The following is a 22,496-nucleotide window of genomic DNA, read 5'->3' on the forward strand; positions in this document are numbered from 1 at the left end:
CGCCCAGGCTCACTTGCCGACCCCGAACTCGGTGCCGAAGAGCTCGGCAGCCCCCGCGGTCACCACGCGCGTCCCGACCGCAGGCCCCTGGTCGATGACGGCGAACGCGCCCACCATGTCGATGACCGAGACGCGGCGTCGCACGTACATGTGCGCATCGCGTGCCTCGTAGACCCAGCTCCCGCCCTGCGCATCGTGCAGCACGGCGGCCCGAGGTACGACGCGGCCGCGGCCGGCGCGGCCGAGTGGCACGCGGACACCCACCCGCTGGCCGGGACGGAACGCGCCATCGGGGTTGGGGGCGGTGTAGTAGATGTCTATCGCGGCAGATGTGGCATCGGCAGAAGGAGGGGCGGCCACCGGCCGTGCCGCGACGCCGGGCGCGGACGCGTCAGCGCCGAGCGGCACGATCAGTGCGGCGGCGCGACGATCCACGGTGTCCACGTCGCCGGCGTAGAGCGGAACACGAACCCACACCGTGTCGAGTCGCACGAGGTCGAAGAGCGGTGCCGTGGCCGCGACGGCCTGGCCTGGCTGCGCGTACACGGCCCGCAACACGCCGTCGTGCGGGGCGACCAGTGCCAGGCCTCCGGTGGCACTGACACCACGAGCCGCGAGGGCGAGCCGATCCTGGGACGCCTTCAGCGCCGCATTCGCCACCACGAGATCGGCCTGCGCCTCTTCGGCTGCACGACGGCTACCCGACCCATCCGCGGCCAATTGCGTGGCGCGCTGACTGCGCTGGGCAGCCATCGTCTGGCGGCCCGCGGCCTCGCTGACGGCGCGCTCCGCTTCGACGCGCACGTCGCGCTCAGCGGGCGCCAGCGGCACGATCCGCATGACGGTGGTCCCCCGGCGGACGAGCGTGCCGACCGCCGCGGGGGGCCCCACCACCTCCAGCGTCCCCGCCATCGGCGCCGTCATCGTCGTCTGGGCGCCGCCTGCGGGCATCACGTCGCCCCCGAGTGTGCGACTGCGCGTGATGTCGCGCTCCTCGACCCGCGCGGTCTCGATGCCGAGTCTCGACGCCGCCTCCGGCGTGAGCGTGACCGTCGTCAACGAGGCCTCCGAGACGCCGCTGGCGACCTTGGCGGGCGGTACGGACCTGGCCGAGGGCGCCGGGTCGGGACCGCCACAGCCTGCTGCCGACACCACCAGGCCAACCAGGGCTGGCACCCACCTTCGCTGTTCACTGGCCACGCGGCGCCTTCACGGGCGGGCGGCCGCACGACCGGCCCACCGCACGTTCGATGCGTGCATGCGCACGCGCTTGGTCGGCCTCGAGCTCCCGCGCCCGGACACGCGCGTCGGTCAGGCGGCGACTGTTCTCCAGGACGAACAGGTACGACATCTCGCCCTGGGCAAACGAGCGCTCGGCGTCAGCCAGGTTGTCCCGCAGGGGCGCGACGATACGCTCCTGCCAGGCCGCAGCAGACTGATGCGCCTGGTCGAACTGGGTGGTGGCTTCCCGCAGTTCGAAGCCCACCTGCTGCTGGATCGCGACGTAGGCCGCCGAGGACCGCTGCAGGTCCGCCTCGGCCCGCGCCCGGCCACCCTGGTTGCGATTGAAGATCGGCAGGCTGGCATCGATGCCGGGGCCCATCTCGAAGCCGTCGATGCCCTGGCCGTTGGCGTCGAGGACGGCCGTCAGCGCCAGGATCCGTGACTTCTCCCAGCCGATTCGTGCGCCAGCCGTCTCGACCGCCAGTTCCGCGGCCCGGACGTCTGGCCGCGCCACCAGAGCCTCACGCAGGAGGTCGCTCGTCGGGCTGCACGTCGCGCGGGCCGCAGGCGCCCCCAGGACGAGTGGGGCCGTGCTGTCGGGCACGCCGAGGAGGAGTCGCAGCCGGTTCCAGGCGAGCACGACGTCCCAGTCGGCGCGTTCGACGTCCTGCAGGCCGCGCGTGGCATCCACCCGCGCGGCCCTGGCCTCGAGTTCGCTGATGTCGCCGGCCTTCAGCCGCGATTGGGTCAAGGTGTCGATCCGGGTCAGCAAGTCGGCGGCCTCTCGTGCGAGCGCCGCGCGGTCGGTGGCCAGGCTCACGTCGGCGTAGGCGATCCGCACGGACGCCGTCAGGTCGAGGCCGGTCTGCACGAGGCGCTGGCCAGCGACGTCGAGCGCCAGTTGCGCCATCGCCACACGACGAGGGCGCTCCCACAGCACCTCGACGGGCCAGCGGAGCGTCGCCTCGAACTGCTTGACGCCCGCGGGGAAGAGCAGTGAGAGGACAGGGTTCGAGAGCAGGCCGGCTTCGACCAGATCGGCCCGCGCGAAGCCGAGTTCGCTGACGCTGACCTGGAAAGCCGCGTTGTTCCAGAGCGCCAGTGCCACCGCTTCGTCTGCCGTCAGCCCGTCTGCCAGGTCAACGCCGACGGGCACCCCGGGCGCGGTGTCGTCGGCCGTACGCATCGCGACGCCCGTGCGCTGATGCAGGGAGTCGGCTGGCGCGGGCAGTGCCGGCGACGACTTCACGGCACAGCCGCTCACCAGCGCGAGGGCCGGCAGCACCCAGGCCCACGCGCGGCATCTGGCCTGCACGGCGGTCGCGCCCGCCACGATGCGTGACATGCGCCCTGACTCTATCGCATCGCCCGGTGAACGGACGATGACGAGGCGAACGAGTCACAAGGGACCCGTACGCAAGGGACCAGGGAGTCGAGGCACAAGGGAGAGCAGGCTCAGTGACAAGGCACGAGGCCGCTGCGCCCCTGTCCCTCGTCCCTTGCCTTTCCTGCCCCTTGTCCCTTGGCTCCCTTGTAACTCGAGTACTCGTTCCTCGTCCTGTTCAGTGGCGCATCGCGTCGAGACGATTGGTCGCCACCATGATGTCGCGCTGCAGCTGCTTCACCATCTGCGCGATCAGGTCCTTGCCCTTCGCCGCCGACTCGTCGACCATCACCTTCAGCCTCCCGATCGGCGAGGCGAGCAGCTCGGAACGCTCCGTCTCGAGCCGGTCGAGGTGTTCCTCGAGCTGCGACATGCGGCGCAGCATGCGCAGGCGCATCGCGTCGGGATCACTGCCGCGCACGGCCTCTGGGCTCCGCTCCCACATCTGCAGGATCCACCGGAGTTGCTCCTCGTCGCCGAGGCGATAGGCGCGGTTGGCCTGCACCATCAGCGCGTGTCGGTGGTCGCGGGCGTGCCCGTCATGGGCGAGGTCGGGATGGATGATCTTGGCGACCTCGCGGAACAGCTTGCGCACCGCGTCGGACGTGAAGCGCGGCGGCACGTCGATCACGGGAGACGGGCCGGTGTCGGCCGGTGGCGCCTCGCCGGCGTCCTCGGCGGCCCTGGCCTCTGCCACCTTCCGCGACAGCTCGCCGAGTTCGAGCTCGGCGATGGCGATCTCCAGTTCGTCGAGCTGATCGTGGAGCAGCCCGACCTCCTTCCGGTAGCGGATCCGGAAGGCCTCCAGTTCGAGCTTGAAGGCGTCGAGGTCGGCGGTCCGCGCGTCGACGGCGGCCTCGAGGTCCTTCACGCGCGCGTGCAGCGACTGCAGTTCGTCTTCGGGCTGTTCGGGGCGGACGAGGGTGGTCACAGCGAGAACAGGCCATTATCGCGCAAGGGACAAGGGACGAGGACGCCAGTCACGCGGGAGGCTCACTCAGCGGCCTGGTCCCCTGTCCCTTGGCCTTTCTCTTGTCCCTCGTCGCCTGACTCCCTGGTGACTGGTCGCGTGTCCCTCGTCCCTTGACGCAGCAGGTCCTTGCGCACCTTGTGCGACGCGGTGCGGGGCAGGCGTTCCATCAGGACGAGGGCGTCGGGCGCCCACCAGGCGGGCACGCGCCCGGCCAGATGGGCCCGAATCTCGGCCAGCGTCGGCGCCGGTCGGTCCCGGACCGGGACGACCACGGCAAGCGGGCGCTCGCCCCAGCGTTCGTGCGGGGTGGCGATCACCGCGACTTCGGCGACGCCCGGGTGTTCGAGCAGCAACGCCTCGAGTGCCACAGAGCTGATCCACTCGCCGCCGGACTTGACGAGGTCCTTCATGCGGTCGGTGACCGACACCTGCCCCGTGGGGCCGATCGTCACCACGTCGCCGGTCCGCAGCCAGCCGTCGGACGTCCAGGCGACATCCGCGGACGACGGGCTGTGCACCGCCGCGGCTCCGACGTACGCCGACGCGATCCAGGGCCCGCGCACTTCGAGCTCTCCCGGCGTCGCCCCGTCCCACGGCACCATGGCGCCGTCGCCGGCCCGGGCGCGGATCTCCACCAGCGGCGCCGGTCGGCCCTGCGTCGCCAGCCACGCGTACTGCGCGTCCGGCGGCGCGCCGGCCAGCTCGCTCGGCAGGCGCGACAGCGTCCCCAGCGGGCCCGTCTCGGTCATGCCCCACGAATGTAGCAGCCGCACCCCGTGACGCTCGGCGAAGGCGCGGATCGTCGCCTCTGGCAGCGCCGCGCCTCCCACGAGCATCACCCGCAGCGCGGAGACGTCCCGGTCCGGATGCGCGTCGAGGTGGTGCAGCAGGTCGTGGGCGATCGTCGGCACGCCGGCCGTGTGCGTGACCCGCTCGGACGCGAAGAGCTCCACCAGGCCGGCCGCGTCCAGCCGTCTCCCGGGCCATACCTGCGACGCGCCCACGAGCGCGCAGCTGAAGGGCAGCCCCCATGCGTTGGCGTGGAACATGTGCGCCGCGGGGAGCACGATCGACCGCTCCGACAGGTCGAACATGTCCGGCAACGCCTGCGCCATCGCGTGCAGCACCAGCGCACGGTGCGATGACAGCACGCCCTTGGGCCGGCCGGTGGTTCCCGACGTGTGGCACAGGAGGGCGCCCGCCTGCTCGTCGATGTCGGGGTCATCGTCGTGCGGCGCATGGGCGGCGATCAGTGTTCCGTGGTCGAGCGTGCCGGCAGGCACGTCGCCGCCGTCGGCGATGACCACGACGCGCCGGTCGCCGATGCGTGGCCGCACCGGCTCGAACGCCGGCCAGAGGTCCGCATCGACGATCACCACGGCGTCGTCGGCGTCGGTGATGGCAAATGCCAGTTCGTCTGCCGCCAGGCGGACGTTCAGCGTGTGCAGGATGGCGCCGAGCGCCGGGACGGCGTAGAACGCCTGCAGGTGACGCTGGTGGCTCCAGCAGAACGTCGCCACGCGGTCTCCCGGGCCCACGCCCAGGGCGCGCAGGGCCGCCGCGAGGCGACGCGACTGCGCGAGGCACGCGCCGTACGTCGTCTGCGCGATGCTGCCATCGGCCTCGCGGGACACGATCGGCTTGTGGGGGAAGAGCGAGGCCGCCCGACGCAGCAGGGCGGGAACGGACAACTGCATGCCTCATCATGAGGCCACGCCCGGCAGTGCAGGCAACCGCGACGTTCCTGACGCGGCCTGGCACGCCGGCGGTGGCCGAGTATCGCCCTCCACGCGCCGGGGACGGGCGTACCATGCTCGTTCATGTCCACGGACGCGCGCGACTACCGGATACCGACGATCGACATCCTCAGGGGACTGGTCATCGTCATCATGGCTCTGGATCACGTGCGCGACTACGTGATGATCGGCGGCATCCAGGACCCCGCCGCCAGCGCCTCGACGGACCTGCCCCTGTTCCTCACCCGCTGGGTCACGCACTTCTGTGCGCCCGTCTTCGTCTTCCTCGCCGGCGCCAGTGCGGGCCTGATGTCGACGCGCCGCACCCATGCCGCGCTCGGCCGCTTCCTGCTGGCGCGCGGGCTCTGGCTGGTGGTGATGGAGGCGACCGTCGTGTCGCTGGCGTGGACGTTCGCACCGACCGGCGTGGCGGAGTTCGGCGGCGCGGTGCTCGTGGCCCTCGGCGTGATCTGGGCGATCGGCGCCAGCATGGTCGCCCTCGCCGCGTTGCAGTGGCTCGGGCGTCGCACATGTCTGGTGCTCGCGCTGGGCATCGTGCTGGGCCACAACCTGCTCGACGGGGTGTGGCCGGCGACCACCGGCATGTTCGACCTGACGCCGCCGTGGTGGGTCGGGCTGCACGCCCAGCTCTCGCGCGTGATCGGCCCCTTCCTCGTCGTCAACGTCTACCCGCTGCTGCCGTGGCTCGGCGTGATGCTCCTCGGCTTCGGCTCGTCGGGCGTGTTCGACGACGTGGCGGCGCGGCGCGACCGCCGCCTGCTGGCCTGGGGCGCGGCGGCGACGCTGGCGTTCCTGGTGATCAGGGCGACCGGCGTGTACGGCGATCCGGACCCGTGGCGGGTGCAGGGCGTGGCGAGCACCGTCATCGACTTCCTCAACGTGACGAAGTACCCGCCGAGCCTGTTGTTCGTGCTGATGACGCTCGGGCCGGCGGCGATGTTCTGCGCCGTCGCCGGCCGCCTGCCCGCAGCGCTGGCGCGACCGCTCGCGACCTTCGGCCGCGCGCCCTTCGCGTTCTACATGGCGCACCTCTACCTGATCCACCTCGTGGCCATGGGCCTCGGCGTGGCGCAGGGTTTCGTGCCCGGCGCCTTCCTCACCTTCTTCGCGTTCTTCCCCAAGGGATACGGGGTCGGCTTGCCGGGCACGTACCTGATCTGGGTGCTGGTGGTGCTGGCGCTCTACCCGCTCTGCGCGTGGGTGGCCGGCGTCAAGGCGCGCCGCCGCGACTGGTGGCTCAGTTATCTCTGAACCGCGCGTCGACCTGAAGGTCGACGCCTACGGACATGCGCGCCAACCGCCACGCGACGCACCACGTCGGTCTCGTAGCGGCCGACCTTCAGGTCGGCCGTCAGGCGAAGAACGTGTAATACGGCTGCTTCAGGGCCATCCTGCGGATCAGCAGACCGAGTTCGCGGAGGTGGTAGTCACCCCACATGCACGACTCGCCGCACGGGATGGCGCGCCCCCTGGGGATGTGGTCCCAGCCGTTCGGTCGGTGGTACACGGCGTGCAGCAGCAGGCCCTGGTGCGTCCGTGACGTCGAAAGGTACGGCTCGTCCAGCAGCGTGCGCGCCACCGTCAGGCCAGCCTTCAGGTATCGCTCGCCTTCCGAGGCCGTGGCCGTCGGCCCTGGCCGACGGTCCTCCGCACCCAGATACAGCCCGAGCCTGATCAGGCCCTGCGCGGTGATGGCCGCGGCGGAACTGTCCACCGGCTCGTGGTCGTTGAACGGATCGGCGGGACGATCGAGGTAGTCGTCGAGGTGCGCGAGGCCTGGCGCGCCGGTGTCCCAGTACGGCACGCCGCAGGTCGGCGTGTGCGCGAGGTAGAAGTCGGCGGTGGCGCGCGCCGCGTCGAGGTAGCGCCGCAGCACGGCCTTCTTGCCGCCGTGCGCCTCGAACTCCTGCGGGGCAAGCGTCTCGAGGAACTCGAGCTCCTCGGCGTAGCCGGTGATCACCCACGCGAGGCCGCGCGTCCAGGTGCTGAACGGCGAGTAGCCCTGCTGCGTGGACGGGCAGCGATACGAGCCGTCCTTCAGGTTGAAGATGGCCTCGTGCACCACGCGGCCGCGGACGTCGTAGGCGTCGCGGCCCTTGCCGAAGTACACGATGAAGCGCGCGTTCGTGTCGGCGTGCTGGATCAGGCGACCGAGCAGCGAGATCTTCCGATCACGCTCTCCCATCAGCACGTGCCCGAGCCGGTGGCCGACCGCCAGCGAGCGCAGCGACCGCATCGTGTCGGCAAAGAGCGAGTGCGGACCGTTGAACGAGTGGATGTAGCCGAGGCCCTCCGGCAGCTCCGTCCAGCGCGCCGCCTGCACGGCGCCCGACACCTTGAGCGCAAGCTCGTAGAAACGCACTTCCCAGTCGCTCGCCTCGATGCGGCCCTCGCGCGCCAGGCGCAGGAGGTTGCCGTACGTCGACACGTTGTTGAAGCCGTGGTCGTGCACGCCCACGTGGCTCACGTGGCTGGCCATCAGGTCGACCGTCGCCTTGCGGCCGATCTCCAGCATCGCCGGATCGCCCGTCGCGTCGTACTGGAGGATCGCCGAGCCGAACTGGAAGCCCTGCGTCCACTCGGTCCAGCCGCGCGACGTGTACCTGCCGCGCACCGTGAACACGGGCGTGCCGTGCGCAGGGTTCCACGACTTCTCGATCAGCGCGACCTTGCGGCCCGACAGGTCGAACATCCGGTCGACGGCAGGGAGCAGGGACTTGGGCGTGAGGCGTTTGTCGATTCTGATCATGTCGGGAGGCGGGAGTCGGGAATCGGCGGGTACGGCCGGCTCTCCGAGCCGGCCGACTGCTTCGCCTACAGGCGTCGCACGTGGAAGCCGCCGTCGAGGTGAATCACGTCGCCGGTCGTGAACGGGAAGGCGCCGGCCAGCACCGCTCGCACGGCCCTGCCGACGTCCTCGGCGGTGCCCCAGCGGCGCTGCGGGACCAGCCCGTCGGCTAGCAGCGCGTCGTACTTGTCCTTCACGCCCGCGGTCATGTCGGTGGCCATGATCCCGGGACGCAACTCGAGCACCTGCACGCCCTCGGCAGCGAGGCGCACCGCCCACAGCTGCGACGTCATCGCCAGGCCGGCCTTCGAGACGCAGTACTCACCGCGGTTGATCGAGGCCGTGTCGGCCGAGATCGACGTGATGAAGAGGATCTTGAAGCCGCCCTCGAGGGCTGGCGCGTACGGCCTGGCGAGCCAGTGCTTGGCCACCGCCTGCGTCAGGAAGAACGGCCCCTGCAGGTTGACGCGGATCAGCTCCTCGAACGATGCCTCGCTCGTCTCGGTGAGGTCGGCGCGCACCCGCGGCGCCATGCCGGCGTTGTTCACGAGGGCATCGATCCGGCCGAACGTGTCGAGCGTGTGCGCGAGCAGCCCGGCGCGGTCGTCGCGATTGCCGATGTCGCCCTTGATGGGCACGAACCGCTGCTCCGGGCTCGCCGCCGCCGCGGCGCACATCGCCGCGGTCTCGTGCGCGGCCGCTGCGTTGCTCGCGTAGTTGATGGCCACCGAGCAGCCCTGCGCCGCTGCCTCGAGGGCGATGCCGCGCCCGAGCCCACGGCTGGCGCCAGTGATCAGGACGACGGGGACGACCGACATGGGTCCCGATTCTATCCGGAAGCCGTCGATCAGAAGACGCGCGACGAGCCGTCGGCAGCCACTCGCCTGACGCGTTGGGCGTTGGTCGACGAGGCCTCCAGCACCCACAGGGCGCCGTCCGGTGCCACCGCCACTCCGGTCGGCTTCCAGTCGCGCGGGGTGGTGGCGACGGTCGTCACCTGTCCGGCGAGCGACAATCGTCGCACCGCGCCGTCCTCGAACGCCGCGACGTACAGCGAGCCATCCGGCCCTACGGCCATGCCCATCACGGCGAGGCGCTCCCGACTTCGGCTCAGCGCCGCCGGCAGCCGCTCGGCGCTCGCACCGCGGCGGATACGCCACACCACTCCGCCTTCGCTCACGTAGCAGGTGCCGTCGGCCACTACCGTGAGCCACGACTGGTTGGTGAACGCCATGGACGCCAGTACCTCCGGGCGTGCGTCGGTGGCGGCGCGCGTCATCACGCGCGCCGGTCGTGATCCCTCAATCCAGTAGAGGTGCCGCCGCCCATCACGCGCGAACGTGAAGTCGCGGTGGTCCTGCAGGAACCCGGCGCGGTTGGGGATGACGATGCTGATGACCCCGGCTGGGGTGCGCTTCCACACGCGATGCCCCCAGGTATTGGTGGCGTCGCCGTTGTACCAGAGGTGTTCGCCGTAGAGCGTGCCGTCGGAGTCGAGCCATAGCTCGTGGGTGTGCACGTCAGGCACGACGACACGGCGGGTGCCGTCCGGGGCGATGGCCCAGACGCGCTCGGTGTCGCTGTAGTACACCGTGCCCCCCTTGTCGATCACGACGCTCACGGCGGGATGCGCGAGCGCCGACGAGGCGAGCGGCAACGACAGGAGGACGATGAGGAGTGCCCGAGCGAGTCGCGTCATGCCGGCTCCGACGAGGGCTTGCATCCGACCGAGGTGGCCGCGCACACTCTGCGCCACGCGAAGGGTTTGCGCAAGCGGGAGGACGCACGTGGGGAACAGGCGACAGGCGATGGCTGTCACGGCCGCGGTCGTGGCGATGCTGATGAGCGGGTGGAAGCTGCTCGGGGCGCAGGGCCAGGTGCCGCCGGCGACGCAGCCGACCGAGGCGCCGCGGCCGCGCCCGACGCCGCCCACCCGACCCGCGCTGCGCCTGGTGCAGGCGACCGAACTGCCCGACGGCACGTTGCCGCGGCCCACCCAGGACGGCAACTTCATCGTCGGTCCGACGCACGCGCCTGCGCCGGAGACGATGGCACGCGAGGACGTGCCGAAGGGCACGGTGCACGAGTTCACGTTGACCTCGGGCGAGAGCACCGTCTACCCCGACGGCATCGCCCGCGATCCCGGCACGTTCGGGACACCCGACCCGTCGAACCCCGCGAAGCTCGACGTGCCCACCAGTCGCCCGGCGCCGTGGACGCGCAAGGTCACCGTCTTCGTGCCGGCGCAGTACGTGCGCGGCACGGTGGCGCCCTTCATCGTCGGGGCCGACGGGCCCGACCCGATGCTCTTCACGACGCTCGAGAACCTGATCGCGCAGAAGCGCATCCCCGTGATGATCGGCATCGCCGTGGCCAACGGCGGCGGCGACGCGCAGGGCAGCCAGCGCGGACGCGAGTACGACACGCTCTCCGGCCGCTACGCGGAGTTCATCGAGAACGACGTGCTGCCGCAGGTGGAGAAGCGCTTCGACGTGCGCCTCACGAAGGACCCCGATCAGCGCGCCACGATGGGCTGCAGTTCAGGCGCGGCCGCGGCGCTCTCGATGGCGTGGTACCGCACCGACCTGTACCACCGCGTCCTGAGCTACTCGGGCACCTTCGTCAACCAGCAGTGGCCGTGGAACCCGGAGACGCCGCAGGGGGCGTGGGGCTACCACACGACGCTGATCCCGAACACGCCGCGCAAGCCGCTGCGCATCTGGATGCACGTCGGCGACCGCGACCTCTACAACCCCAACGTCATGCGCGACGACATGCACGACTGGGTCGAGGCCAACGAGCGCATGGCGCAGGCGCTCGCCGCGAAGGGATACCCGTACCAGTTCCTGTTCGTGCGCAACGCCGGGCACTGCGACAGGGCAGTGAAGGCGCAGACGCTGCCCACGGCGCTGGAATACGTGTGGGCAAGGTAAGAAGAGTAGAAGGGTAGAAGGTAAGAAGGCAGGGCGGGAAGGAAGAAGGAAGAGCAAGGAGCAAGGGGGGAAGGGGAAAGGCGGGGCGCTGAATCGGTTACATAGGTAACAGAGTGGACCGGATGCATGGGTGACAGGTACGAGGGAGGCAGGAGGTCGGTCCTGCGATGCCCTGGAAAGAGACCTGTCCCATGGATCAGCGTGTGGCGTTCATCGCGGATTGGCTGCGCGAGGGCTGGACGATGACCGAGTTGGCCGCCCGGTACGGCATCAGTCGCAAGACGGCCTACAAGTGGGTCTGCCGGTAGGAGCCCGAGTCGGCGACGAGGCGCTGCGCCAGCAGCAGCCGACCTGAGGGCCCAAGAGGCTGCGTGCCGTGCTGCATCGGCGGGATCCGGCGACGGCGTGGCCCGCGGCGAGCACCATCGGCGATCTGCTGCGGCGACGCGGTCTCAGCGCGCCGCAGCGCCGGACGCGCTACCCGGTGCCGCTCACGCAGCCCTTGGCGGACGCCACCACGCCCAACGACGTGTGGTGCATCGACGTCAAAGGCTGGTCTCGCACGCAGGACGGCACGCGCTGCAAGCTCGGCATCGCCCCTTACCGGATCACACCCGGGGCGCCCCACTAGAACGGCCGCCACGAGCGCATTCATCTGACCTTGCAGCAGGACACCTGCACACCGCCTGCGCCCACACCACGCGCACGGCAGCGGCGTTCCGATGCGCATCGGCGGCTCTTCAACGACGAGTGTCCGCACGAGGCGCTCGAAATGCAGCCACCCGCGACGCGCTATCACTCCTCGCCCTGCCCCTACCCCCGCGCATCGAGGACCCTTGGTACGAACGCGCAGCACCAGGTCCGCTGCGTCAAACGCTCGGGCCAGATCAGGTGGCTCGCTGCCCGAGGTGACCGGCGCGGAGAACTGCAGGCGCCCGTCACCACACGGCGGCCTGGCCATCGGGCGTGAAGCCCGCCGGGGCGAACTCGTGGGATTGGCTGACACGCCCGACGGGGACTGGCCCGTCCGCTTTCCGCTTTCGCCGGCCTGGCAGGGGCGCCATGTCGCGGCCACGCACCCGTGAAAGGGTCTGGTTCGTTACCCATGTCCCCGGTTGCACAGGGGGAAGTGGCACGGCGCGTGCTGTGAAGACAGAACGCCATGCACACGCGTCGGAGGGATCTGGTTCAGCGGTCGTCCGTGTTTTCGGGCCGTTTGCTGATGTTCACGGCCGACGAACGCAAGCGCGGCGTGATCCCGCACTCGTTGTTGCAGCAGGCGCTGCGTGCAGGAACTGCGATCGGCGCGCACAACGCGGAAGCAGATTCTGCAATGACCCGCCGCCATCTCATTGCGCTCAGGGCTGGCGCCCTGCGCGAGGCGCGAGAGGCAGCCTACTGGCTCGGCCTGATCGACCAATCCCGCCTCTGCGCCAGGGACAGCGACATCTGCTGGCTCCTGAACGAAGCCCACGAACTCGTCGCGATCCTCTCGGCCTCGATCAAGCGCCTCAGGGATCTCCCTTGACCCCTTCTCCCCTTCTTCCCCTTCTTCCCTTGCCCTTCCTTCTTCCTTCCCGCCCTGCCTTCTTACCTTCTACCCTTCTACTCTTCTTCCCTTCCGCTCACTACGCGTGCCCTATTCCTGTCTCGCGCGCCAGCACGTCCAGCGTGCGCGCGTACAGATCCTGCACTTCCTCCGGGCTGCTCGCGATCACCGTCAGTCCGAGCTTGCCGTACTCCGACAACGCGCCGATCAGGTGGAACAGCACGCCCGACTCCGTCCGGTGCGAATAGTGCAGTCCGTTGTCGGTGACGATGTCGATCAGGTCCTCGGGGAGCACGCCGCGGTAGGTGGCGGCACGCAGGTTGTCGGTGGCCATGTAGAACTTCGGGCGGCCGCTCAGCGAGACGAACTCGCCCGTGTCCGGATCCAGCTGGCCGCCCGTGAGGAACTGCAGCGCCAGGAACGGGTGGGTCGTGCCGAGCACGCGCAGGTTGATCTCCAGCGCCGTCAGCTTCCACGGTTCGTCCACCGACTCGCGATACGCCAGGAAATCCACGCCGAACCGGCTCACCACGCCCTGCCGCGCCAGCGCCTGGCCGACCAGGACGCTCCGGTACTGGATCGCCATCCGGTAGTCCTCGTGCGCCGGGAAGCTGCACCCCTGGTACACCTGGCCCGACGGCCCGCCGAGGATCTGATCGTGCGTCGAGGTGGGCAGCACCTCGCCGGTCGGGCTGGTGCGCAGCTGCGCCGACGGCGACACCTTGATGGCCGCGTCGATGAACTCCTCGACGATGCCGCCCATCCGCGTGAACTTCTGGAAGTAGTTGTGGTGCGTCTCCCAGGGCACGGCGAACTCGAGGTTGCGCAAGGCCTTGCGGATCGCCAGGCGGTCGTCGGCCTGCTCCGGGAACCGGAAGATCGCGTTGCCCTCGCCCGAGAAGCTCTCGTTCAACTTCACGACGGCCTTGCGCAGGCCGGGCCGACGGTGGGCGAGTTCGACGAGCGCATCCTCGACGTCGGCCTCGCCGGTCAGGTCCTCGAAGCCCTCCGGCAGTTCGACACCGGCCTCCCGGAACACCTTGCGGCTCCCCGACTTGGTGCCGAGGTAGTTGAGCGTCGGGTCGAGGCCGTTGAGCGGGATGCCGAGCAGCACCGACAGCTTCCGCTCGAGCGGCGTCGAGTTGAACACCGTGAGGTACGCCCGCGACGGGTCGGGGATCGCCTGCCTGATGCGCTCGATGAGGCGCGGCCGCTCGAGGATCTTCTGCGTGAGCGCGCGCGGCGACGCATCGTACGTGCACAGCATCGTCAGGCGGGCCCGCGCATGGCTGGCCGGCACGCCGGCGAGCAGGTGCAGGTAGTAGTCGAGGATCAGCGGGTGCACCGGCTGCGACGTCACGTACACGACGTGGGCGCGCGGGTTGCGCAGGCGGATCAGGAGGAACAGCAGGCGTTCCTCGTAGAACGTGGCGCCATCGAGCTTGCGCAGTTCGTCCTGATCGAGCGTCAGCGACGGCACCACGACGGAGGTGCCGGGCTGGTCGGCCGTGCGCATCAGCACGTCCCAGACCTGGTTCAGGCGCGGCTTCAGTTCCTCGAAGCGGCGCAGTTCCTCTTCCGGTGTCAGCGTGGCGGCAAATGGCGGCTGCGGAATCACAGCGCGGCTCCGAGTTCGTCGAGGGACAGCACTTCGCCGGTGGCGAGCATCGCCAGCGGCGTGGTGCGTTCGTGCAGCGGCCACGGCCGCCCGAGGCGCTCGGCGGCACGCCGCAGGCGTCGGCCCAGATGGTAGCGAAGGGGGCCGTGCAGGGAGAAGCTCGAGGTGAGTGCCAGCTGTTGCTCGCCCGCGCGGTCGTCGAGCGTCTCCATCAGCGTCCGGCGCCGCTCCTCGTACCAGGTGTCGTCGATCTTGCCCGCGGCGTGCCGCCGGCGCAGCAGCGACAGCTGCCGCGGGCGGTTGACGATCTCGGGATGGTGGTTGACGCCGAGGATGCGCGGCATGCCGTCGGCCACGTCGCGGGCGACTTCCAGCATGGTCAGCGCCGGCCCGACCGGCCCGCCGACGCCGATCGTCTCGTAACCGATCGCCTGCATGTGCGCAGGTAGTGGACCTGCCGGCAGCAGGTCGTACAGCCGGCTGTCGAGCACGGCGATGCGCTGCGACGGGCCCGCCTGCGTGCTCAGGTACCGGAACCACGGGTGCTCGCGTGCGGCCGGCGTCAGCGCGTTCTCCATGATGCCGGCGCTCTTGCCGCCCTTCTCCGGGCCGCGCAGGTGCGCGTCGGCGACGCCGAGCCAGCGGCACATGATGCCGAAGGTGTGGCAGATGCCGAGCAGCACGCCCTCGGGATGGGTGCGGAGCTGGTCGAACAGGCCGAACACCTGCGGCTCCCAGGCGGGATCCTCGACGATGCCCTGGCTGCCGGCGCTGCAGCCGTCGTTGCGGCGCGGGTCGAGGTGACCGGGGCCGCCCGTCCCGATGCAGAGCAGGCCGTCGCGGTCGTGCACGTCGGGCGTGCCGCCGTGCCTGCGGACGTCGTAGGACGAGACGCGGACACGCAGGCCGGCCTCCGAGAGCGCCTCGCGCAGGTCGCACACCACCTGGCGCAGCGAGCGCACCACGGCAGCGTGCCCGAGGTTGGGCCAGCCGTGGTTCATGTCGAGGATGGCGACCTCCACCGTGCCCTCCTCGGCCATGGGGGCATCGTCATGGGTGTTGACCCGCTGGTAGATGAACCCGCTCGTCGGGTGCCGCGTCGGGCAATCGGCCACGCAGGCGTCGTGCCCGTAAGCGTACTGATGGCGGCAGTCGAAGGGCACGGTCGGCTCGGGTGTCGGTTTCGCGGAGGAACGCGTCGATCGTACACGGGAATCCAGAGCGCCGAACACCGAACGCCGAACGGCTCGAGGCGACGGGCTCGAGGCGCCGAGAGCATCACCGTGTCACCCGGCTCCGGCGGATACCAGCGAACCGGCACCATGGTTTCTGAGCCCCGAGCCTAGAGCCCTGAGCCGCCTTGCTCGCTGCCGATCGCGGTGTCGAGGGCCCGGCGTGCCAGCCAGCCCAGGATGCCGAGGACGACCATCGCCAGGCCGATGGCGATGGCCGCCGACCCGAACGCATCGCGCTGGCTGAAGTCGAGGGTGGAGAGGTGGGAGCCGGCTTTCACCGCGACGGCCGTGCGTGGCGCCAGGCCGAGGAGCGTGCCGAGCAGGTAGGCGCCGATCGGCACGCGCGCGGCGGCCATGGCGGCGTTGCTGAGGGCGAACGGCGAGTTGGGCGGCACGCGCACGAGCGCCACGACCAGCAGGGTCTTCCACCAGGAACGGCCCACCAGCGCGTTCCGGACGGCCAGCCAGCGGGGGCGCTCCTGCAGGAGTTGCGCTGCGTGCACCACCGACCACCGGTGCGCCCAGGCGTAGTTGATGGCCGAGGCGAGAACGAAGCCGGCCAGGGCCGCCGGGATCCCGATGCGGTCGCCGAACGCCCACCCCCCGAGCAGCGCGGGTGCGTAGGTGGGCAGCAGCGCGAAGCCCCCGAGCAGCGCGAAGCCCGCGACGTAGATGGCGATGCCCTCGAGACCCTGCTCCTGCAACCACGGTCCGAGCCGCGACAGGTACCCGATGAGCAGGACCGCGCCAAGCGGGGGGAGCAGCAGCGAGACGATCGCCAGCGGCGCGAGCTTCCGGGCGGCCGTGGAACCGGTGGGCGGCTGGTTCATTGGGGGCTCAGGGCGCGGTAGCAGGCTCGAGGCTCAGCGCCCAGGGCCCAGAGAGCATCCCGAGCCGCGGATTGAGCCGTCCGGGCTGGAATCACGGCGTCGCACCGCCCTGAGCCGGGATCTCACGCCCGTCCCGTGGCGTGCCGCCACCGCTTCAGGATCTCCCATCCGAGCGGGAGCACCGACACGATGATGACCAGCAGGATCACGTGGTGCGCCTGCTTGGCGAGCGGGCTGAGGCCGAGGAAGTAGCCGATCCACAGCAGGCTGGTCACCCACAGGACGCCGCCCACCACGTTGTAAGCGACGAAGCTGCGGTACGGCATCTGCGCGACGCCCGCGATGAACGGCACGAACGTCCGCATCACCGGCACGAAGCGCGCGACGATGAGCGACGAGCCACCCTTGGTCGCGTACAACTCCTGCGCCTCGTACAGGTACTTCTTCTTGAAGAACCGGGTATCGGGCCGGTTGTAGATGGCCCGACCGGCCTTCAGCCCGAGGCCGTACCCGACCTGGTCGCCGATCACCGCCGCCGCGACGAGCAGCAGGTTGGTGACCCAGATGTTCAGCGGCGGCAGCCCGGGAAACGCACCCGAGCAGACGACGCCCGCGGTCACGAGCAGGGAGTCGCCGGGCAGGAAGAACCCGGCGAGCAGGCCGGTCTCCGCAAAGACGATGGCGACCAGGACGCCGAGCCCGCCCCACGCGATCAGGGCGCGCACGCCCTCGTCGCTGTGCAGCGTGCGGACCCAGTTGAGGAGATCGGCGAGCAGTTCCATGCGGGACAGGTAGGCGGCCCCGGACGGGACGGCCGAACGTCAAGGATACGGGACGGCCGCGCCGAACGCCGAACGCGGCTGCCGGGCCACCGCCCCTGAAACGGGCTAAACTGTCGCGCAACAGGGATTTGCCGTGACCACGCCGCCGCACCCGCCAGCCACCCCCGACACCTCGGACCGGACCTGGATCGCCACAGAGGACCTGATGGCCGAGGTGCGGGCGCGTGTGCGCGCCGAGGTCCGGGCGCGCCTGGTCCGCAGCGGCGTGCGCGAGTTCGAGGACGAAGCGGTCTTCCTCGCCGCCGAGCAGCTGCTGGAGCGCGCACTGCAGCAGTGCGACCGCCCCCTCCTGCTGTTGCCGGAACTGCTCGACGACGAGGACGACTGGCGGGTGAATCCGTCGCTGCGGCTGTCGAGCCACCGGCCGGTCGCCGGCGGCGCGATCGTGTGGCTCAAGCAGAAGCTGGTGCTCCCCGTCACGCGCTGGCTGTACGACTACAGCCGCGAGAACTTCGCGCGCCAGGAGCGCCTCAACTTCGTGCTCATGGCGTGCCTGCAGCAACTGGCGATCGAGCATGCGCGGCTGGCCGCGCGTGTCGAGGCCCTCGAGCGCCAGCGCGTCGCCCCGACCGACGCGGAGGGGCGCTCGTGAAGCTCGCCTGCGTGGTCCAGCGCTACGGTGCCGACGTCACGGGCGGCGCCGAGGCGCACTGCCGCGCCGTCGCCGAGCGCCTTGCCGAGCACCACGAGGTCACCGTCCTCACCAGCTGCGCGAAGGATTACCTCACGTGGCGCAACGCGTACCCGCCCGGCGACAGCCGGCTGGGGCGCGTCGCCATCCGCAGGTTCCCCGTCTCGCACCAGCGGCACCTGCACCGGTTCGCCGACCTCAGTCACGAGGTGTTCGGGCGCCGATCGACCACCGAGCAGCAGCACGCCTGGTTCGAGGAGAACGGGCCCACCGTCCCGGGGCTCCTCGAGCACCTGCGCGTCGAGGGCACGACGTACGACCTCGTGCTCTTCTGGTCGTACCGCTACTATCCGAGCTACTTCGGGCTGCCGCTCGTGCGGGACCGGGCCATCCTCGTGCCGACGGCCGAGGAGGACCCGACGATCTGGCTCGACGTGCTCGCCGACTACTTCACGCAGCCGGCCGGCATCGTGTTCCTCACCGAGGAGGAGCGGGATCTCGTCGCCAGTCGCGCCCGGGGGCCGTTGCCGCCCTCGTGCGTGGTCGGGTCGGGGCTCGCCCCTGCGGAACTGCCGCACCCCGAGTTGCGCGGTGAGCTCGAGAACATGGGCGTGAGCTTCCCGTACGCGCTCTACCTCGGTCGCCTCGAGAAGAACAAGGGCTGCGACACGCTGTTCCGGCACTACCTCCATTACGTCGAGCAGGGGAGGCCCTCGCTGCCGCTGGTCCTCGCCGGGCCCGAGTTCATGGAGGTGCCGAGCCATCCGCAGATTCGTCCGCTCGGCTTCGTGCCCGAGCACCTGCGCGAGACGCTGCTCGGCAGCGCCCGCACGCTCATCATGCCGTCGCCGTACGAGAGCCTGAGCCTCGTGCTGCTCGAGGCGTGGAACCACGGCGTCCCGGCGCTCGTGAACGGCGGCTGCAAGGTCCTGAAGGGCCAGACGCTGCGCGCCAACGGCGGCCTCTACTACCACCACGCCAACGAGTTCGTCGAGGGGCTGTCGCTGCTGGCCACCGACGAGGACCTCGCCGTGCGCCTCGGCGCGCAGGGACGCGCGTACGTCGAGACGTGGTACCGCTGGCCGCGCGTGATGGCGACGCTGGAGCCGTTCCTCGCGCAGGTGGCCGACAAGTGACGGAGCCGGCCCCCGCGGCGGTCCGCACCGAGATCGTCGCGGGGCTCACCACCTTCCTCGCCACCGCCTACATCATCGTCGTCAATCCGGCCATCCTGAGTGATGGCACGGGGATGCCCTTCGACGGCGTGTTGACGGCGACGGTGCTGCTCTGCGCCGCGCTCACGATCCTGATGGGCGTGTACGCGCGGCTGCCCTTCGCGGTGGCGCCGGGCATGGGCCTCAACGCGTTCTTCGCCTACACGCTGGTGGTCGGCCAGAAGGTGCCCTGGCCGACCGCCCTCGGCATGGTGTTCTGGGCCGGCGTGCTGTTCCTGGCGATCTCGCTGACGCCGCTGCGGGAACGCCTGGCGACGACGATCCCGCCCTCGCTCCGCACGGCGATGGCCTGCGGCATCGGCCTGCTGATCACGCTGGTCGGGCTCAAGGGCGCCGGGATCATCGTCGCCGACGCGGCGACGATCGTGCGGCCGGGCCCGATGACGCCGCAGGTGCTGCTCGCGGTGGTCGGCCTGATGATCGCGGTGGCGCTGATGGTGCGGGGCTATGCGGTGGCCTTCCTGGCCTGCATGGTCACGGTGACCGCCCTGGCATGGGGCTTCGGCCTGGTGACGCCGCCCGCCTCATGGTTCAGTCAGCCTGACCTTACGTCGGTCACGCTGCAACTCGACCTGTGGGGCGCGCTCGCGCCGGCGTTGTGGCCGTCGATCGTGGCGGTGCTGTTCACCGACCTGTTCGACTCGCTGAGCACGTTCATCGGCGTGGCCGAGGCGACGGGGTTCACCGACGATGAGGGCCGACCCATCCGGCTGCGGCAGGGCCTGATCGTCGACGCCTGGGCGACGCTCGGCGCCGGCCTGCTGGGGACCTCCTCCGGCACGGCCTACGTCGAAAGTGCGGCAGGCATCAACGCCGGTGGACGGACCGGCCTCACAGCCGTCGTGGCAGGGCTGTGTTTCCTGCCAGCGCTGTTGCTCGCGCCCCTGGCGGCCGCCGTGCCGTCGTACGCGACCGCGCCGGTGCTGATCGTGGTGGGCGTCCTGATGTTCCGCACCTGCCGCACGCTGCCGTTCGGGGTCCTCGAGGAGATGGTGCCGGCATTCCTGACGCTGGTGCTGATTCCCCTGACGCTGTCGATCACGCAGGGGCTGCTGTGGGGGCTCGTCGCGCACGTGGTGGCATTCGTCGTCGCCGGCCGCGCCCGCGATCTTGCGGCAGGACACTGGGCGCTCGGGGTGCTGGCGGTGGGGCTGCTGTATCTGCACGGGTAGGCGGAGCAGTTTCAGAATTTCAGGAATTTCAGGAATTGCCCAGGTCTCGCCACACGTCGCAACACCGAGGCGGTGATCCCGCCTTGGAGGCGCTCCAATTCTGAAATTCTGAAACTCTGAAATTGCAGATCCCTCCCATGTTCAGCCCCGACCCACAGCTTGCCGCGCAGGTCTTCCCGCCGACGCACCGCAACCCGGTGCCGGCGGCGAGGTACAACCTCGTCGTCATCGGCGGCGGCACGGCGGGACTGGTGTGCGCCGCGGGCGCGGCCGGGCTCGGGGCGAAGGTGGCGCTGGTCGAGCGCCGGGCGCTCGGCGGCGACTGCCTGAACGTCGGCTGCGTGCCCTCCAAGGCGTTCATCCGCGCCGCGCACGCCGCCCACGCGGTGCGCGAGGCGGCCCGCTTCGGCGTCCACGCGACGATCGATCGCGTCGATTTCGCGGCGGTGATGGCCCGGGTGCGCGCGGTGCGGCAGTCGATCAGCCCGCACGACTCGGTGGCGCGCTTTGCCGGGCTGGGTGTCGACGTGTTCCTCGGCGACGCGCGATTCACGGGACGCGACACCGTGGAGGTCGGTGGGGCAGCGCTCCGCCTGGCGCGCGGCGTCATCGCGACGGGCGCGCGACCGAAGATGCCCGACGTCCCGGGACTGGCCGACGCGCGGCCCCACACCAACGAGACGATCTTCGAGATCGAGGCGCAGCCGAGGCGATTGCTCGTGATCGGCGGCGGGCCGATCGGCTGCGAGTTGGGGCAGGCCTTCCAGCGCCTGGGCACGCAGGTGACGCTGGTGCAGTCCAACCCCACGCTGCTGGCGCGCGAGTCGGCCGACGCGGCCGCGACGGTGCATGCGGCGCTGCTGGCCGACGGCGTCGCCGTGTACACGCGCAGTCGCATCCTCCGCATCGACGCCGGTGCCGCCCCCGACGGGGCGCATCGGGTCCACGTGCACGGCGATGCCGGCGCGGCGGTGGTCGACGTCGATGCGGTGCTGGTGGCCGCGGGCCGGCAGCCCAACGTCGAGGGCCTCGGCCTCGAGGCGGCGGGCGTCGCCTGGACCGACCGCGGCATCACCGTCGACGCGCACCTGCGCACGTCCAACCCGGCCATCTATGCCGCCGGCGACGTGTGCCTCCCGCAGGCGTTCACCCACGCCGCCGACGCGAGTGCGCGGGCCGTCATCCAGAACGCGCTGTTCCTCGGGCGCAAGGGCATCGACACGAGCGCCATCCCCCGCTGCACGTACACGGACCCCGAGGTCGCGCACGTCGGCGAGACGTCCGGGCCGGGCCTCGTCACGCATGAGGTGGCCTGGACCGACGTCGATCGCGCCCGCACCGACGACGAGCGGCAGGGCGGCGTCCGACTCCACGCGCGCGACGGCCGCGTGGTCGGCGGCACTGTCGTCGGGCGGGGCGCCGGCGACCTGATCGGCGAGGTCGCCGTGCTGGTGGCGACGCGCACCACGCTGTCGCAGCTGGCCGCCATCGTCCACCCCTACCCGACGCGCGCCGAGGCCTTCCGGAAGATTGGCGATCTCCACAACCGCGGCCGCCTCACGCCCACCGTACGCGGCCTCTTCGACCGCTGGCTCGCGTGGCGACGGTGACGACCCGGCTCGCCGCACGCGCCGCCCTGGGGCTGGCCACGCTCGCCGTCGTCGTGCTGCTCGTGCGCAGCCAGCTGCATCACGTGGTGTCGCTGCTGGAGTGGGTGCGCAGCCTCGGCTGGCTCGCCCCGGTCGCGTATGGCCTGATCTACGCGCTGGCCGTGCCGTTCGCCGTGCCGGGTTCGCTGCTCACGCTGACCGCCGGGGCGCTGTTCGGCCTCTGGCCCGGCGTGCCGGTGGTGTTCTGCGCCTCGACCGCGGGATCGACGCTGGCCTTCCTGGTGGCCCGCCAAGTCGCACGTCCGTGGGTCGAGGCGTGGGCCTCGAGCCATCCCCGGTTTGCGGCCGTGGATCGCGCCGTCGCCGCAGAGGGCACGCGGATGGTGTTCTTGCTCCGACTGACGCCGCTCATCCCGTTCACCGTGCTGAACTACCTCCTGGGACTGACCCGGATTCGCTGGCGCGACATGGTACTGGCCTCGCCGGGCACGCTGCCGGGGACGTTCCTGTACGTGTACTACGGCCACGTCATCGGCGACGTGGCCGCCGTCGCCGCGGGCGCCCGCCCGCCCCGCACGCCAGGCCAGTACGTCCTGCTCGCGACGGGGCTGGTCGCGGCGCTCCTGGTGGCGCTCCGCGTCGCCGCGGTGGCGCGGCGCGCCCTGACACACACCGAGCTCGCCCCCTCCGGGGAGGCGTGAAATACTTTTCGCAA

Annotated in this window: 21 protein-coding genes; 10 read left to right on the forward strand and 11 right to left on the reverse strand. The window is 70.8% G+C overall.

Going from position 1 to position 22,496, the window contains the following annotated elements; translation table 11 throughout:
• Window positions 1–9: 9 nt before the first annotated feature.
• From TBR22_RS02075 to TBR22_RS02090, 4 genes are all read right to left on the reverse strand, one after another.
• A complete protein-coding gene (locus TBR22_RS02075; RefSeq protein ID WP_239491294.1) occupies window positions 10–1,176 on the reverse strand; it encodes an efflux RND transporter periplasmic adaptor subunit in 1,167 nt (388 codons plus the stop codon).
• 13 nt (window positions 1,177–1,189) lie between these two features.
• Window positions 1,190–2,569, reverse strand: coding sequence for a TolC family protein (locus TBR22_RS02080; protein ID WP_239491295.1), 1,380 nt, complete (start codon window positions 2,567–2,569; stop codon window positions 1,190–1,192).
• 217 nt (window positions 2,570–2,786) lie between these two features.
• Window positions 2,787–3,539 carry a hypothetical protein gene (locus TBR22_RS02085; RefSeq protein ID WP_239491296.1) on the reverse strand — a complete coding sequence of 251 codons (753 nt, stop codon included), beginning with the start codon at window positions 3,537–3,539 and terminating at the stop codon, window positions 2,787–2,789.
• Between the two features lie 62 nt (window positions 3,540–3,601).
• Window positions 3,602–5,278, reverse strand: coding sequence for a long-chain-fatty-acid--CoA ligase (locus TBR22_RS02090; RefSeq protein ID WP_239491297.1), 1,677 nt, complete (start codon window positions 5,276–5,278; stop codon window positions 3,602–3,604).
• A 123-nt stretch (window positions 5,279–5,401) separates the two neighbouring features.
• On the opposite strand from TBR22_RS02090, the gene TBR22_RS02095 reads away from it, so the two are divergent.
• Window positions 5,402–6,589 carry a DUF1624 domain-containing protein gene (locus TBR22_RS02095; protein ID WP_239491298.1) on the forward strand — a complete coding sequence of 396 codons (1,188 nt, stop codon included), beginning with the start codon at window positions 5,402–5,404 and terminating at the stop codon, window positions 6,587–6,589.
• A 100-nt stretch (window positions 6,590–6,689) separates the two neighbouring features.
• Here the strand turns inward: TBR22_RS02095 and TBR22_RS02100 are convergent, their stop codons facing one another.
• The 3 genes from TBR22_RS02100 to TBR22_RS02110 form a co-directional block, all read right to left on the reverse strand.
• Window positions 6,690–8,087, reverse strand: a complete 1,398-nt coding sequence (locus TBR22_RS02100; protein WP_239491299.1) for a glycoside hydrolase family 88 protein — start codon at window positions 8,085–8,087, stop codon at window positions 6,690–6,692.
• Between the two features lie 65 nt (window positions 8,088–8,152).
• Window positions 8,153–8,944, reverse strand: coding sequence for a 3-ketoacyl-ACP reductase (locus tag TBR22_RS02105; RefSeq protein ID WP_239491300.1), 792 nt, complete (start codon window positions 8,942–8,944; stop codon window positions 8,153–8,155).
• A gap of 29 nt (window positions 8,945–8,973) precedes the next feature.
• Window positions 8,974–9,825 carry a hypothetical protein gene (locus TBR22_RS02110; protein WP_239491301.1) on the reverse strand — a complete coding sequence of 284 codons (852 nt, stop codon included), beginning with the start codon at window positions 9,823–9,825 and terminating at the stop codon, window positions 8,974–8,976.
• A 109-nt stretch (window positions 9,826–9,934) separates the two neighbouring features.
• On the opposite strand from TBR22_RS02110, the gene TBR22_RS02115 reads away from it, so the two are divergent.
• The 4 genes from TBR22_RS02115 (at window position 9,935) to TBR22_RS02130 (ending at window position 12,587) form a co-directional block, all read left to right on the forward strand.
• Window positions 9,935–11,059, forward strand: coding sequence for an esterase family protein (locus TBR22_RS02115; RefSeq protein WP_239491302.1), 1,125 nt, complete (start codon window positions 9,935–9,937; stop codon window positions 11,057–11,059).
• Window positions 11,060–11,250: 191 nt separating this feature from the next.
• On the forward strand, window positions 11,251–11,367 hold the full coding sequence (locus TBR22_RS02120; protein WP_239491303.1) for a helix-turn-helix domain-containing protein: 117 nt from the start codon (window positions 11,251–11,253) through the stop codon (window positions 11,365–11,367).
• Between the two features lie 68 nt (window positions 11,368–11,435).
• A complete protein-coding gene (locus tag TBR22_RS02125; protein ID WP_239491304.1) occupies window positions 11,436–11,690 on the forward strand; it encodes a hypothetical protein in 255 nt (84 codons plus the stop codon).
• 531 nt (window positions 11,691–12,221) lie between these two features.
• Window positions 12,222–12,587: a four helix bundle protein gene (locus TBR22_RS02130; protein WP_239491305.1), complete on the forward strand. Its 366-nt coding sequence runs from the start codon at window positions 12,222–12,224 to the stop codon at window positions 12,585–12,587.
• A 100-nt stretch (window positions 12,588–12,687) separates the two neighbouring features.
• Here the strand turns inward: TBR22_RS02130 and TBR22_RS02135 are convergent, their stop codons facing one another.
• The 4 genes from TBR22_RS02135 to TBR22_RS02150 all read right to left on the reverse strand — a co-directional run bounded on the left by TBR22_RS02135 (window position 12,688) and on the right by TBR22_RS02150 (window position 17,073).
• Window positions 12,688–14,226 (reverse strand): peptide ligase PGM1-related protein, encoded by a 1,539-nt coding sequence (locus TBR22_RS02135; protein ID WP_239491306.1) that lies wholly within the window; start codon window positions 14,224–14,226, stop codon window positions 12,688–12,690.
• Complete coding sequence (locus TBR22_RS02140) at window positions 14,223–15,389, reverse strand: hypothetical protein (protein ID WP_239491307.1); 1,167 nt, start codon at window positions 15,387–15,389, stop codon at window positions 14,223–14,225. The genes TBR22_RS02135 and TBR22_RS02140 overlap by 4 nt, the downstream gene beginning before the upstream one ends.
• Window positions 15,390–15,568: 179 nt before the next feature.
• Window positions 15,569–16,291 (reverse strand): TVP38/TMEM64 family protein, encoded by a 723-nt coding sequence (locus tag TBR22_RS02145; protein WP_239491308.1) that lies wholly within the window; start codon window positions 16,289–16,291, stop codon window positions 15,569–15,571.
• 122 nt (window positions 16,292–16,413) lie between these two features.
• Complete coding sequence (locus TBR22_RS02150; protein ID WP_239491309.1) at window positions 16,414–17,073, reverse strand: VTT domain-containing protein; 660 nt, start codon at window positions 17,071–17,073, stop codon at window positions 16,414–16,416.
• A gap of 133 nt (window positions 17,074–17,206) precedes the next feature.
• Here TBR22_RS02150 and TBR22_RS02155 point away from each other — a divergent pair, with 133 nt between their 5' ends.
• The 5 genes from TBR22_RS02155 (at window position 17,207) to TBR22_RS02175 (ending at window position 22,482) form a co-directional block, all read left to right on the forward strand.
• On the forward strand, window positions 17,207–17,725 hold the full coding sequence (locus TBR22_RS02155) for a hypothetical protein (protein ID WP_239491310.1): 519 nt from the start codon (window positions 17,207–17,209) through the stop codon (window positions 17,723–17,725).
• Window positions 17,722–18,900: a glycosyltransferase family 4 protein gene (locus TBR22_RS02160; RefSeq protein ID WP_239491311.1), complete on the forward strand. Its 1,179-nt coding sequence runs from the start codon at window positions 17,722–17,724 to the stop codon at window positions 18,898–18,900. The genes TBR22_RS02155 and TBR22_RS02160 overlap by 4 nt, the downstream gene beginning before the upstream one ends.
• On the forward strand, window positions 18,897–20,171 hold the full coding sequence (locus TBR22_RS02165; RefSeq protein ID WP_239491312.1) for an NCS2 family permease: 1,275 nt from the start codon (window positions 18,897–18,899) through the stop codon (window positions 20,169–20,171). The genes TBR22_RS02160 and TBR22_RS02165 overlap by 4 nt, the downstream gene beginning before the upstream one ends.
• 137 nt (window positions 20,172–20,308) lie before the next feature.
• Window positions 20,309–21,781, forward strand: coding sequence for an FAD-dependent oxidoreductase (locus TBR22_RS02170; RefSeq protein ID WP_239491313.1), 1,473 nt, complete (start codon window positions 20,309–20,311; stop codon window positions 21,779–21,781).
• Window positions 21,769–22,482 carry a TVP38/TMEM64 family protein gene (locus TBR22_RS02175; protein ID WP_239491314.1) on the forward strand — a complete coding sequence of 238 codons (714 nt, stop codon included), beginning with the start codon at window positions 21,769–21,771 and terminating at the stop codon, window positions 22,480–22,482. Before TBR22_RS02170 ends, TBR22_RS02175 begins: the two co-directional genes overlap by 13 nt.
• Window positions 22,483–22,496: the final 14 nt, after the last annotated feature.

Source organism: Luteitalea sp. TBR-22 (assembly GCF_016865485.1).
In the GTDB taxonomy this organism is placed as follows: Bacteria; Acidobacteriota; Vicinamibacteria; order Vicinamibacterales; family Vicinamibacteraceae; genus Luteitalea.